The organism is Sphingomonas pseudosanguinis, from assembly GCF_052056765.1.
GTDB lineage: Bacteria > Pseudomonadota > Alphaproteobacteria > Sphingomonadales > Sphingomonadaceae > Sphingomonas > Sphingomonas pseudosanguinis.
Map to the genome: position 1 here is coordinate 3,436,494 of NZ_CP189888.1, position 12,259 is coordinate 3,448,752.

At 65.6% G+C, this 12,259-nt stretch carries 14 protein-coding genes; 1 reads left to right on the forward strand and 13 read right to left on the reverse strand.

What is annotated here, in order from left to right:
* Nucleotides 1–99: 99 nt before the first annotated feature.
* From ACQHGV_RS15750 to ACQHGV_RS15800, 11 genes are all read right to left on the reverse strand, one after another.
* Nucleotides 100–549, reverse strand: coding sequence for a hypothetical protein (locus ACQHGV_RS15750; protein WP_440978882.1), 450 nt, complete (start codon nt 547–549; stop codon nt 100–102).
* On the reverse strand, nt 546–1,094 hold the full coding sequence (locus ACQHGV_RS15755; protein WP_440978883.1) for a GNAT family N-acetyltransferase: 549 nt from the start codon (nt 1,092–1,094) through the stop codon (nt 546–548). The genes ACQHGV_RS15750 and ACQHGV_RS15755 overlap by 4 nt, the downstream gene beginning before the upstream one ends.
* Nucleotides 1,091–1,510 (reverse strand): 6,7-dimethyl-8-ribityllumazine synthase, encoded by a 420-nt coding sequence (ribH, locus tag ACQHGV_RS15760; RefSeq protein WP_183951579.1) that lies wholly within the window; start codon nt 1,508–1,510, stop codon nt 1,091–1,093. Before ribH ends, ACQHGV_RS15755 begins: the two co-directional genes overlap by 4 nt.
* Complete coding sequence (ribB, locus tag ACQHGV_RS15765; protein ID WP_312488255.1) at nt 1,510–2,661, reverse strand: 3,4-dihydroxy-2-butanone-4-phosphate synthase; 1,152 nt, start codon at nt 2,659–2,661, stop codon at nt 1,510–1,512. Before ribB ends, ribH begins: the two co-directional genes overlap by 1 nt.
* Nucleotides 2,651–3,265, reverse strand: a complete 615-nt coding sequence (locus ACQHGV_RS15770) for a riboflavin synthase (RefSeq protein WP_440978884.1) — start codon at nt 3,263–3,265, stop codon at nt 2,651–2,653. Before ACQHGV_RS15770 ends, ribB begins: the two co-directional genes overlap by 11 nt.
* 1 nt (nt 3,266) lies before the next feature.
* On the reverse strand, nt 3,267–4,208 hold the full coding sequence (ribD, locus tag ACQHGV_RS15775; RefSeq protein ID WP_440980226.1) for a bifunctional diaminohydroxyphosphoribosylaminopyrimidine deaminase/5-amino-6-(5-phosphoribosylamino)uracil reductase RibD: 942 nt from the start codon (nt 4,206–4,208) through the stop codon (nt 3,267–3,269).
* Nucleotides 4,209–4,222: 14 nt separating this feature from the next.
* On the reverse strand, nt 4,223–4,570 hold the full coding sequence (locus ACQHGV_RS15780) for a hypothetical protein (RefSeq protein WP_440978885.1): 348 nt from the start codon (nt 4,568–4,570) through the stop codon (nt 4,223–4,225).
* Nucleotides 4,571–4,670: 100 nt separating this feature from the next.
* The gene (locus tag ACQHGV_RS15785) at nt 4,671–5,210 is read right to left on the reverse strand and encodes a hypothetical protein (RefSeq protein ID WP_440978886.1); all 540 of its coding nucleotides are present in this window, start codon (nt 5,208–5,210) and stop codon (nt 4,671–4,673) included.
* 79 nt (nt 5,211–5,289) lie between these two features.
* Nucleotides 5,290–6,168, reverse strand: coding sequence for a LysM peptidoglycan-binding domain-containing protein (locus tag ACQHGV_RS15790; protein WP_440978887.1), 879 nt, complete (start codon nt 6,166–6,168; stop codon nt 5,290–5,292).
* 217 nt (nt 6,169–6,385) lie between these two features.
* Nucleotides 6,386–7,219, reverse strand: coding sequence for a phasin family protein (locus ACQHGV_RS15795; RefSeq protein ID WP_440978888.1), 834 nt, complete (start codon nt 7,217–7,219; stop codon nt 6,386–6,388).
* A gap of 83 nt (nt 7,220–7,302) precedes the next feature.
* Complete coding sequence (locus tag ACQHGV_RS15800; RefSeq protein WP_440978889.1) at nt 7,303–9,018, reverse strand: PHA/PHB synthase family protein; 1,716 nt, start codon at nt 9,016–9,018, stop codon at nt 7,303–7,305.
* A gap of 120 nt (nt 9,019–9,138) precedes the next feature.
* Here ACQHGV_RS15800 and ACQHGV_RS15805 point away from each other — a divergent pair, with 120 nt between their 5' ends.
* Nucleotides 9,139–10,350, forward strand: a complete 1,212-nt coding sequence (locus ACQHGV_RS15805; protein WP_409787889.1) for an LL-diaminopimelate aminotransferase — start codon at nt 9,139–9,141, stop codon at nt 10,348–10,350.
* Nucleotides 10,351–10,437: 87 nt separating this feature from the next.
* Here the strand turns inward: ACQHGV_RS15805 and ACQHGV_RS15810 are convergent, their stop codons facing one another.
* Together ACQHGV_RS15810 and ACQHGV_RS15815 are read right to left on the reverse strand one after the other, a co-directional pair.
* Nucleotides 10,438–10,905: a hypothetical protein gene (locus ACQHGV_RS15810; RefSeq protein ID WP_440978890.1), complete on the reverse strand. Its 468-nt coding sequence runs from the start codon at nt 10,903–10,905 to the stop codon at nt 10,438–10,440.
* A 46-nt stretch (nt 10,906–10,951) separates the two neighbouring features.
* Nucleotides 10,952–12,100: a GGDEF domain-containing protein gene (locus tag ACQHGV_RS15815; protein WP_440978891.1), complete on the reverse strand. Its 1,149-nt coding sequence runs from the start codon at nt 12,098–12,100 to the stop codon at nt 10,952–10,954.
* Nucleotides 12,101–12,259: the final 159 nt, after the last annotated feature.

The window sequence follows — 12,259 nt, forward strand, 5'->3', positions numbered from 1 at the left end:
TTCCCCAACGATAGGGGCTATCGGCGTCTTCGCCGGGACATCCGGCAATTTGCCTTCGCATTTTAACGAATTGGGGGAGGGGGCAACCTCTCCCCGTCCTTACGGAGTCGATTGCAGCCGATCGATCCAATCCGTCACGGCGTTGCGAAGCGTCTCGCGGGTTTTCTCCGAAGCGAGCAGCAGGGGCAGGCCCAGCAAGGCGGGCACGAAACTCGCGAGGATCAGCCAGCCGATGAAGGCGGCGATCAGGATACCGGCCGCCATGCGCAGCTGCCCGACCGTGCCGGCGTTCAATGTCAGGGTGCGGGGGCCTTTGGCGTCGTAAAACCGCTGCGTCGTCCAGACCGACCCGCCGTCAAAGCGGATTTTGGTCGGCAGCCATGCTCGGTCATTAGCCTTGGCACGATCAACAGCGCCCGTCGGCAGGCTAGCGAGATCGAGGGGCTTTTGGGGTGCCGGGGCGTACGGCTTCTTCGCCTGTGTATCGATCACCTCCAGCCGCCGGCCGCGCTCGACGACACGGAAGCGGGTGGGGGGCATGTCTGTCACGCGCACCGTCCTTGCCGGTGGGCACGCCTTTGATCGGCGCTCTGCCCCCAGGCATCGACCCGAAAATTCTCCAACGGGGCGGGGAGACTGACCGGCCCCTGATTCACTGCACCCAGACGCTGCGCGAGGCGGATCGAACCGACATTGTCGGGATCGATGGTGTGGATCACATGATCCCAGCCCAGCACGTCGACCGCATAGTCCATCGCCGCGACCGCTGCTTCATGGGCATAGCCGCGCCCGACGAATTCGCGCGCGATGCCCCAGCCGACTTCGCGCCCCGGCCAACCCTCGGGCTGCCAGGGGCCGATCCGGCCGACCCAGCGGCCGGTGTCGCGCTCGATCACCGAAAACATGGCGAAGCCGCGCACGCTCCATGCGCCGACCATGGTGCAGAGCGATCGCCACGCCGCCCCGCGCGCCTGGACGCCGCCGAGGAAGCGCATCGTGTCCTCCTCGGCATGGAAGGCTGCCCAGGCCTCGAAATCCTCCGCCGAGGGGAGACGTAAGGTCAACCGCTCGGTCTGGAGGACGGGCGATGTCACCCGAACCGGCCCTTCAGCGCCAGCATGGCGAGCGCCGCCTTGGCCGCCTCGCCACCCTTGTTCTTCTCGGTCGGACGCGCGCGGGTCAGCGCCTGCGCTTCGTTCTCGGTGGTGATGATGCCGTTGCCGATGGGCAGCCCGTCCATGGTCAGCGCCATCAGGCCGCGCGCGCTCTCGTTCGAGACGATCTCGAAATGATAGGTCTCGCCGCGAATCACCACGCCGATCGCGACGAAGGCGTCGTAACGGCCCGAGTCCGCCGCCATCGCCACCGCGCCGGGGATTTCCAGCGCGCCGGGGACGGTGATCGTCTCGTGGCTGTGACCCGCTTCCTCGATCGCGGCGCGCGCGCCCGCCAGCAGCAGGTCGTTCAGATGCTCGTAGAAGCGCGCCTCGACGATCAACACATGCGCCATCAGGCGTCTCCCTCAAAATTCTCGATACGACGTTCGCCGACGATCGACAGGCCATAGCCGTCGAGGCCGATCAGCGTGTGATGGGTATTGGTCAGCAGCACCATGTCCTGCACGCCCAGCTCGGCCAGGATCATCGCGCCGACGCCGTAATCGCGCAGTTCCTCCATATCGATCTGCACCTCCTCGCCCGCCTTCAGGCGGACGGCGGTGGTGAAGGCGTCGGTACGCGGACGGTTGATGACGACGATCACGCCCGAGCCTTCCTCGGCGATCATCCGCATCGACTTGGCGAGCAGCGCGCCTCGCGATCCCGCCTCGCCGAAGACATCGGCGAAGGGCGACAGCGCGTGCATCCGCACCAGCACCGGCTGGTCGGTGTCGAGCTTGCCTTTGACCAGCGCGACCTGTTCGGTGCCCGTCGCCTTGTTGCGATAGGCGCGCGCGGTCCAGGTGCCGCCCCATTCGCTCTCGAACGTCGCTTCGGACTGCAACTCGACCAGATGGTCGTAGCGGCGGCGATAGGCGATCAGGTCGCGGATCGTGCCGATCTTGAGGTTGTGGAGCTGTGCGAACGACACGAGGTCGTCCATCCGCGCCATGGTGCCGTCCTCGTTCATGATCTCGCAGATCACGCCCGAGGGGTTCAGGCCCGCGAGGCGCGCGACATCGACCGCCGCCTCGGTATGGCCCGCCCGCACCAGCACGCCGCCATCGCGCGCGACCAGCGGGAAGACATGGCCCGGCGTCACCAGCGCATCGGCGCCGTGGCTCGAGTCGATCGCCACCGCGATGGTCCGCGCGCGGTCAGCCGCCGAGATGCCGGTCGTCACGCCCTCGCGCGCCTCGATCGAGATAGTGAAGGCAGTTTCGTGCCGGGTCCCGTTCTTGGGGCTCATCAGCGGCAGGCCGAGCGTGTCGACCCGCTCACGGGTCATGGCGAGGCAGATCAGCCCGCGCCCGTGCCGCGCCATGAAGTTGACCTTTTCCGGCGTCGCCATCTGCGCGGGGATGACCAGATCGCCCTCATTCTCGCGATCCTCGTCATCGACCAGGATGAACATGCGGCCGTTACGTGCCTCGTCGATGATCTCTTCGGGGCTGGAGAGAAACCCTCGCCGCAGACCGGCCAAAGCGTCGGGATTAGCGGCCACGATAATGCTCCATGCGCTGCAGATAACGGGCGAGCACGTCGATCTCGATATTGACGCGCTGGCCTTCGGTGATGCCGCCCAATGTCGTGACGGCGGCGGTGTGCGGGATGATGTTCAGGCCGAAAACGGTGTCGCCTCCGTCTTCCGGCGCGCCATCCTCGACGCTGTTGACGGTCAACGAGACGCCATCGACTGTCACCGAACCCTTGGTCGCCATGAAGGGGGCGAGGTCGGCGGGCACGGATACGAAGACGCGGTGCGATCCGCCTTCCTCCGCCACCGATACCACCGTGCCGACGCCGTCGACATGGCCGGTGACAATATGCCCGCCCAGCTCGTCGCCCAGTTTCATCGCGCGTTCCAGGTTCAGCCGCTGGCCGGTCGTCCACTGGTCGGCGGTACGGCTGATCGTCTCGGCCGAGACGTCGACCGCGAACCAGTCGGGGCCTTTCTCGACGACGGTCAGGCAGACGCCCGAACAGGCGATCGATGCGCCCAGGTCGATGCTGGCCGTATCATAGGCGGTGGCGATGACGACCCGCGTGTCGCCGCATGTTTCCACGCTGGTGACGGAGCCGATGTCGGTGACGATCCCGGTAAACATATCAGGCGCGTTCGTAGACCTCCAACCGGTCGCTGCCAAGCATCCGCGAATCGCGCAGGCGCCAACGCCCATGCGCGTCGGTGAGCGAGGCCAGCCCGATCTCGCCCAGCGCCGCGCGACCCTCGCCGATCAGGATGGGCGCACGGTAGAGGAGCAGCCGGTCGACCAGATCGCCGGCAAGGAAGGCGGAGGCGGTCTGCGCGCCGCCCTCGACCATCAACCGGTCGACGCCTGCCAGATCGGCGATGTCGGCGGGGGAGGGGATCGTCTCCCAATCCTTGTCCGGCGTGCGGGAGAGCAATATGCGGCGCGGGCTATGCCCTTCCAGTCCCGGCAGGCGGACGTCGAGCCGGGGCGCATCGGCCACCAAGGTGCCGCGCCCGACCAGGATCGCCTCATGCCGGCTACGTTCGAGATGGGTATGCGCGCGCGCGCGGGAGCCGGTGATCCAGCGGCTCGTCCCATCGGGCCGCGCGATCCGGCCGTCGAGCGAGGTGGCGAGCTTGAGCGTGACGAAAGGGCGGCCTTTCGCACGGCGGGTAAGGAAGCCCGCGATCATCGCCCGCGCCTCAGCCTCGCGCACGCCGACCGTCACGGCGATCCCGGCGGCGAGGGCACGGTCGAAGCCCTGGCCATTGGTACGCGGATCGGGGTCGCCCATCGCCGCGACGATGCGCGCGACTCCGGCGTCGATCAGCAAATCGGTACAGGCGGGACCTCGGCTCGAGACATGCGCGCACGGCTCCAGCGTGACATAGGCGGTGGCACCGCGTGCATTGTCGCCTGCTTCGGCCAGCGCCATCGCTTCGGCATGCGGGCGTCCACCCGGTTGCGTCCAGCCGCGCCCGACCACGCGGCCATCGCGAACCAGCACGCATCCGACATTGGGGTTGGGCGCGGTCCGGCCGGTGCCGCGATCCGCCAGCGCCAGCGCCGCGCCCATCCAGCGCCGGTCGATCAGATGCCCCACTTGTTCAGTGCGTCATCGACCTTCTTGAACTCGGCCTGGCGTTGCTCCCTGGCGGCCTTTTCCTCCGCCAGCCGTTCCTTCTTCTTCACGAAGTCGATCTTCTGCTGCGCGCGGATCTGCGCATCGGTGCGATCGGCGGGCCATTGTTCGACATAGATGATGTTGGGCTTGTACGGCACCGGCACATAATCGTCGCGGGCAAAGGCGTAGATGAAGAAGCCCGTGATCCCGACCGCGACCATCAGGAACACCAGTTCGACGGGATGACGCTGCGACAGGAACAGGCGCAGGTCGCGAATGGCGCGGACGGGGGAGAAGCGGCCGAAGAACGACATAAGGGGAAGATAGGGCGGGTGGGACCGGGATGCCAGTGGATATGCAACGACCCGTGACGCTTATCCCCGTCCGCCCCGTGGCATCCGATACCGGGGGCTCTTATCCTTCGCGACGCAGCAAGAGGATGTTTCCATCCAGCCAATTCATCATCAGCTGATCCTGGCCAACCGGATAAAAGGCCGACCCCGCCGCCGGCTCGGACGGACCGAAAATCTCGTCACCATCGCCGCATTCCCAGACATGCAGCCCACCGACGCGATTCTGCGCAAGCCCGAACTTGGCCCAGGCGGGTTTGAAGGGCCGGGAAAAGCTGCGCGCTTCCGACGCGTCGGACACGATATGGTAGAAGGGATCGCGGCATCCCGGCTCGGTCTTGCCATCTGGTCCGATCCAGCCCAGCGCCGCATCGTCGAACGACAGGATTCGGCCGACCATCCCCTTCGCGCCCAGTGTGCCCGTCTCCTCGACGACACGCCAGCGTCCGTGCACGCGTTCGGGCGGGGCCTCGTCCCCGGCAACCTCACCGGGCACGATTTCGGTGTTGCTACTGTTCGTCAGCGATGTCTTGGCGACATCATGTCGAGACGCGGCGTCGTTCCCGCCACCACGCACGGCATCGCCGGATATTGGCGATGTCATATTGCCATCCGTGGCGGAACCACAGGCCGGCAAGACCAGCAGCGCGATACAGGCCGCCCCAAGGCGAAGGAACGGGTGATCAACGACGGACAAGGACATAGCTGAATTCCGGTTGTGACGTGATGGAGATCGCGGCGAGGAACGAGGCATATTGGCTGGGCTTGATCGTCTGGCACGCGGCCGATCCGGTAAAGCGTTCGGAGCCGCCGCGATGGATCAGGATGGATCGCTGAGCGCCGCTGCGATCGATGCGATGACGGTCGCGGGTATCGAACTGGCCGTCTTGATTGGTGTCACGCTCGGCTGGCTGGGTTTTCGTCGCGCGAAACGCAACCGCTCCCATGAAATTGCCCTCACGCTTGCGGTATCGATAGCTGCCGGGCAGCAAGCGGCCGAGGTCCATACGACCATCGCCGTCCATGTCTGTGTGCGATCCCTTGGCGGCGCGCCTTTGCCCATGCGCATAGGCACCCGCCGGCTCCGTGCTGCCGTCGAACGTCCTGATCTGCACGGTGCCGTCGTCCAGCTTTCGCAAGACCGCGATCTTGTCATCGTACAATGCGTTCAGGTGCTCGCGATAATTTGTGGCGACCCGGAGTGCCACGACCATCCGCTTGCCTGCTTCGAAGTCTGCCTTGGCCTGCCGATCCCCAAACGCCATGAGCTTGGAGAGGAATATTCTGGTCGTTCCTTCCCGACCCGGCACGGGACGGACGGGCGGGGCATGATCGCGTGGTGGATCGGCGGGCTTGATCCGCGGTTTCGATGATGTCCTTGCGCCGCGCTCCGGAATGTTCAGGATCTGACCGATCCGAATAAGATCGGCGTCCCGCATAGCATTGGCGGAAGCGAGTTCCCGCCACGTCATTCCAAACCGCGCGGCAATTCCACCTAGTGTTTCACCGCTTTGACGACGTGTTGTGGCATGGGTAACGACTCCTTGCGACACGATCACCATTTTTGCTTGATACTAAAGCGGTGTCAAATCCCGAAAAATTTACCTTTTAGTGGGATGTGAGAGCGGGAAGTGTGCTGAGCACATGTTGCCATGAGCCCCGATCGAGGGGATGAGTTGTCAACATGGTTGCCAGTCAGCCGACGAGCCGACGACACGAAAAAGGGCGGCCGCATCGCGACCGCCCCTTCCTGTTCCGCTAACGGAAACCGTTCGCGAATTACGCGACGGTCTTCATCTTCTCGGCGGCGACCGCGAAGCGGTTGCTCAACGGCTGGGCGATTTCGCCGGCCAGCTTCATCATGGTTTCGGTCGAGCGCGAGGTTTCGGCGACCATCGAGTCGAAGGCCGAACGGGCGAAGTCCGACTGGAGCTTCATGAACTCGGTCGGCGACTTGACCGACGACAGCGTCTGCATCGTCTGGGTCGCGGTTTCGAACGAACGCTTGGCATAGTCCGCCGCGCCCTGGCCCAGCGTCTGCGCACCCTTGGCGGCGATCTTCGACGATTCGACCATCGCCTCGACATTGTCCTTGTTGAAGGCGATCATGTCTTCGAACAGCTTGCTGCTCTTTTCCATCGCGTCCTGGGTGCGCTTCTGCGCTTCACCGAACATCGCCTGGGTCTTGGCGGCGGTGTCCTGGGCGGCGTTCTCGACGGTGCTCGTGGCGTCCATGATGATTTCCTTGGGGCTGGATTCCGCCGGAACCGCGGCGGTCGGGGAAGAAATTGCGGGTGCCGCTTCCGGCTCGGGCGTCGGCGCCGCCGGTGCGGGCGAAGGCGCCGTCGTAACCGGAGCGGGTGCGGCCTCGACCGTATCGGGTTCGGGCACCACCACCGGCGGGATCAGGCTCGCTGGTTCCACGGTCGGCTGGCTCGGTGCCGGCACGGTTTCGGGCGCCTTGGCGACGACCGGCTTTGCCGCAGGGGCTGCAACCGGGGGCGTGGGATCGGAAGGAAGGCCGGGGAGCGGCTTGGCGGCCACGGGCTTGGCGACGCGACGCATCTTGGCCGCATGCTTCGCGGCAGGGGTGACCTGCTTGTTCTTGTCCACCAGCTCTCTCCCGATTTGCTGCGCTGCACAATAATGCGTCGAACCGAAGTTATCAACAGTTTTGTGCGGCGCAGCAATCGATTTTAGCGCTGCTTGACGTAGCGTCCGGGCGCGTCTTCGAGGGCGGGGAGGGCGCCTTCCCCGGGAATCCGCGCGTCCGTGGCGGCGACGGTCCGATCGTCCCGATCGCGCAGCCACGCCGCCCAGTCCGGCCACCAGCTGCCCTTGGTTTCGCGCGCGCCCTGGACGAACTCCTGAAGCGTCGCGGCGGGGGCGTCATTGGTCCAGTATTGATATTTCCCCGCCGCCGGTGGGTTCACCACACCCGCGATATGGCCCGATCCCGCCAGCACGAAGCGCAAGGGGCCGGTGAACGCCTCGGTGATCTTCCACACGCTTTCGGCCGGGGCGATATGATCCTCGCGCCCCGCCTGGACATAGGCGGGGGTGGCGACCTTGGTCAGGTCGAGCGGCACGCCCGCCACCGCCATCGCGCCGGGCTTCACCAGCCGATTGTCGCGGTAGAGATCGGTCAGATAGCTCAGATGCCATTTGGCGGGCAGGTTGGTGACGTCGCCATTCCAGTGGAGCAGGTCGAACGGCATATAATCACGGCCCAGCAGATAGTTGTTGGTGACGTAATTCCAGATCAGGTCGCGCCCGCGCAGCAGGTTGAACGTCATCGCCAGATAGCGCCCGTCGAGATACCCCTCGGGCGAGAGCGTGCCGATCAGTTTCAGCTGTTCGTCGTCGACGAAGTGGAGCAGCTCGCCCGCCTTCGAGAAATCGACCTGCGCGGTGAAGAAGGTGGCGCTGGCGACCTTCGCCGTCTCACCCTTCGCGGTGAGCCAGGCCAGCGTCGCGGCCAGCGTCGTGCCCGCCACGCAATAGCCGACGGTGTGGACCGACTCGATGGCGAGCAGATCGCGCACCGTGTCGATCGCATCGACCTGCGCGGTGACGTAATCGTCCCAGATCACGTCCTTCATCGTGGCGTCGGCGGATTTCCACGACACCATGAAGACGCTGAACCCTTGGTCGACCAGCCATTTGATCAGGCTCTTCTCGGGCGCGAGGTCGAGGATGTAGAAGCGGTTGATCCAGGGCGGAAAGATCACGATCGGCACCGCCGCCACCTGTTCGGTGGTCGGGGTATAGTGGATCAGCTCATACAGGTCGGTGCGCTTGACCACCTTGCCCGGCGTCGCGGCGAGGTTGCGCCCGACCTCGAACGCGGTCGAATCGCTATGGGTCAGCTGTCCGCGGCCCATATCGGCCAGCATGTTCTGCAAGCCTTTGAGCAGATTTTCGCCGCGCGTCTCGACGATCTTGTCGAGCACTTCGGGGTTGGTCGCAGGGAAATTGGTCGGGCTCATCGCGTCGATGAAACCTTGCGCGGCGAAGCGGATCTGCTCCTTCTGCTTGGGCTCCACGCCTTCCAGCGCATCGACGCCGCGCAGCATATGGTCCGACACCATCTGATAGCTTTGGCGAATCCAGTCGAACAGCGGCGACTGCCATTGCTCGGCCTTGAAGCGGCGGTCGGGCTTCGGGGCCTGGCTCGGTTCGGCGGCGGGGTCGACGAATCGCTGCCACAGCGCCATCGAATCGGACCAGAAGTCGCGGACGCGGCCCATCGTCGCGGGGTCGTTGAAGCCCGGCACCACCGGCACGCCCTCCGGCGGCGGGGTGAGCGCGGCCTCCATCATCATCTGCTGCGCCCGGCCCATGACCCAGGTCCAGTGCTGCAACTCTTCCAGCGTCGGAAGGGCGGGGGCGGTCGTCTGGCCGGGGGTCATCGCATCCTCTCGTTCGTATGACCCCGTCCTAGCGTCATGATATTGCGCCGTCATGTCGGGTCGCGTTGTTCAACGAAAGACGCTAAGCATCGGGTCCCAAATCGTCACACAGAGGGACCCATGTCCGAAGAGTTCTACCGCATCAAGCGCCTGCCGCCCTATGTCATCGCCGAAGTCAACGCGATGCGGGCCGCGGCGCGCGCGGGCGGCGAGGACATCATCGATCTGGGCATGGGCAATCCCGACCTGCCGCCCCCCGACCATGTGCTCGACAAGCTGGTCGAGGTGGCCAAGAAGCCCGATGCGCACGGCTATTCCCAGTCCAAGGGGATTCCCGGCCTGCGCCGCGCCCAGGCGAATTATTATGGCCGCCGCTTCGGCGTCGATCTCGATCCCGAGACCGAGGTCGTCGTGACCATGGGATCGAAGGAGGGGCTCGCCAGCCTCGCCACCGCGATCACCGCGCCGGGCGACGTGATCCTGGCGCCCAACCCGTCCTATCCGATCCACACTTTCGGCTTCATCATCGCGGGCGCCACCATCCGCGCGGTGCCGACGACGCCGGACGAGGCCTATTTCGAGAGCCTGGAGCGGGCGATGCACTTCACCGTGCCGCGCCCCTCGGTACTGGTCGTGAACTATCCGTCCAATCCGACCGCCGAGACGGTGGACTTGGCCTTCTACGAACGCCTCGTGGCCTTCGCGAAAAAGCATGAGCTGTGGGTCTTGAGCGACCTCGCCTATTCCGAGCTTTATTATGACGGCAACCCGACGCCCTCGATCCTGCAGGTCAAGGGCGGCAAGGACGTCGCGGTCGAGTTCACCTCGCTGTCCAAGACCTATTCGATGGCGGGCTGGCGGATCGGCTTCGCGGTCGGCAACAAGAAGCTGATCGCGGCGATGACGCGGGTGAAGTCGTACCTCGACTACGGCGCCTTCACCCCGATCCAGGCGGCGGCCTGCGCCGCGCTCAACGGGCCGCAGGACATCGTCGAGCGGAACCGCCAGCTCTATCACAAGCGCCGCGACGTCCTGGTCGAGAGCTTCGGCCGCGCGGGCTGGGACATCCCGTCCCCCAAGGCGTCGATGTTCGCCTGGGCGCCGCTGCCGCCGGCGCTGGCGCATCTGGGCAGCCTGGAGTTTTCCAAGCAGCTGCTGACCGAGGCCAAGGTCGCGGTCGCGCCCGGCGTCGGGTACGGCGAGAATGGCGAGGGCTTCGTCCGCATCGCCATGGTCGAGAACGAACAGCGGCTCCGCCAGGCGGCGCGCAACATCAAGCGCTATCTGCAATCAATGGGCGTCAATACGCCGGGTTCCGCCAAGGCGGTGTGAGCCGGCTCGGGGGCGGTGGCGCTTGCCATCGCCCCTTGCACCAGCAGGCACATGACAAATCCTCCCCTTGCAGGGGAGGAACCAGAATTACAGTCGCAATTCGACCCAGGCGGGCACCGGGCGGCCATCGCGCAGCGCCGGCTGGAAACGCATTTCCGACATCATCGGCTCGATCCTGCGCCGTGCGGACAGCGTGGCGTGGGCGACCCGGTCGACCCGACCCGTGGCGTTGACCAACAGACAGGCGCTGGCCGGCTGTGCCGAATCATTCACTGGGAAGGGCGAGGTGATCGTGGGAAACCGATCGAGCGCGGTGCGATCACCGCATCTCTGCCGGGCGCCTTCGCGACGGGGCACGATCGCAGGCTGTGGCGCGCCGTTCATCTGGAAAATCTGCGGCGGGGCCTTCGCGATCACCACGACAGGGTCGTTCGTGTCGACCAAATGACAGCCGATCCCCGGAATCCCGGTGAAAATGGCGGCCAGCATCGTGGCCAGTCCCAGATTCGCCAGGGAGGTTCCGGTCCATCCGCTCAGGGCACGCCAGTGGGTCACGCGCCTCAGTCTATCGGCGGCCCGTCTTTTGAAAAGATGGAAAGGATCACCGCGCCGCCGCCATGCGCGACATTTCGGGGTGGCGGGTGCGCTTGATCGCATACATCGCCCGGTCGGCTTCGGTCAGCAGCCGATCCAGATCGCGGTCGACCGGTCCCGCGACGACGCCGATACTGAGCGAAGGATAGAGCGGTCCGTCGACCGTCGCCGCCACCGCGCGGTCGAACCGCTCGGCCAGCCGCGTGGCGAAGGACTGGGCATCGGCTTGCGACGAGTCGGGCAGGATGCAGGCGAATTCGTCGCCGCCCAGCCGGATCACCGTGCCCCGCGCGCCCAGCTCGCGCTGCGCCAGATCGACCAGCAGGCGCAGCACCGCATCGCCGGTGGCATGCCCCTGCGTATCGTTGAGCGCCTTGAAATGGTCGATGTCGATCAGCGCGAGCGCGCAGGGCCCCCGTAACGCCGCCTCGATCCCGCGCAGTCCGAAGCGGTTGAGCGCACCGGTCAGGCCGTCCCGGCTGGCCTGTTCGCGCAGCATGGCCTGGGTCCGCTCCGATTCCATCTGCAACAGGGCGAAATGGGTGAGGGTCAGCAGGATCAGCGCGACGCCGATCATCCATTCCTCCACCGGCTGGCCCTCGATCGTCCAGACGGGGTCGATCAGGGTCAGCATCAGCCTGCCCGCGCGCAGCAGGAAGATCGGCGCGACGGCGGCGAACAGCGCGGCGGTGATCCATCCGGTCAGCAACCGCTCGCGCCGCGCGATTCCCGCCGCCAGCCCCATGATCCCCAGAAAGCAGAAGCCGCGCGCCAACCCGAGCGTGACGAAGCTCCAGCGGAACTCGGCGGCATCGACGATCATCAGCCCGATCGACGCCAGCAAAAGCACCCCCAGGATCGCGACCAGCGGACGCGGTACGCTCCGCTCGCCGAACACCGCGACGCTATGCACCTCCAGGCACAGGCCGATCATCATGACGATGTTGAGGAAGCGTTCGAAAAAGGCGGTGTTGTCGAAACCGATGATCAGGATGATCGCATTCGACCCACCGATCAGCAGCTTGCCGCTGCCCCAATAATAGGCCCATTTGCGGCGTCCCGCCCCGGTCAGACCCGGAATCCAATGAATCGCCCCCGCCAGAAGATTGGTGAACGCACCCATGATCTGCAGACTGGCGATATCGAGTGCGAGCATTCCCATTCCATGGTCGGCGATCGGCAGGCCCTGATCGGACCGGCATCCATGCTTGCCGTAGCGGAATAGCGGTTAGAAAATAGTTTCGGATCGGTCCATTTCAAATCCGGGTCATGGGTCCGGTGCAACCGGTGCCCGCAGCGTGAGCGCCGGGCCGGT

Coding starts and splice junctions, on each gene's coding strand:
- ACQHGV_RS15770 (WP_440978884.1), bottom strand. CDS start 3,265: ATGTTTACCGGGATCGTCACCGACATCGGCTCCGTCACCAGCGTGGAA.
- ACQHGV_RS15800 (WP_440978889.1), bottom strand. CDS start 9,018: ATGACCCCCGGCCAGACGACCGCCCCCGCCCTTCCGACGCTGGAAGAG.
- ACQHGV_RS15805 (WP_409787889.1), top strand. CDS start 9,139: ATGTCCGAAGAGTTCTACCGCATCAAGCGCCTGCCGCCCTATGTCATC.
- ribH (WP_183951579.1), bottom strand. CDS start 1,510: ATGGCGCATGTGTTGATCGTCGAGGCGCGCTTCTACGAGCATCTGAAC.
- ribD (WP_440980226.1), bottom strand. CDS start 4,208: ATGGGCGCGGCGCTGGCGCTGGCGGATCGCGGCACCGGCCGGACCGCG.
- ACQHGV_RS15815 (WP_440978891.1), bottom strand. CDS start 12,100: ATGCTCGCACTCGATATCGCCAGTCTGCAGATCATGGGTGCGTTCACC.
- ACQHGV_RS15780 (WP_440978885.1), bottom strand. CDS start 4,570: ATGTCGTTCTTCGGCCGCTTCTCCCCCGTCCGCGCCATTCGCGACCTG.
- ACQHGV_RS15785 (WP_440978886.1), bottom strand. CDS start 5,210: ATGACATCGCCAATATCCGGCGATGCCGTGCGTGGTGGCGGGAACGAC.
- ACQHGV_RS15790 (WP_440978887.1), bottom strand. CDS start 6,168: ATGGTGATCGTGTCGCAAGGAGTCGTTACCCATGCCACAACACGTCGT.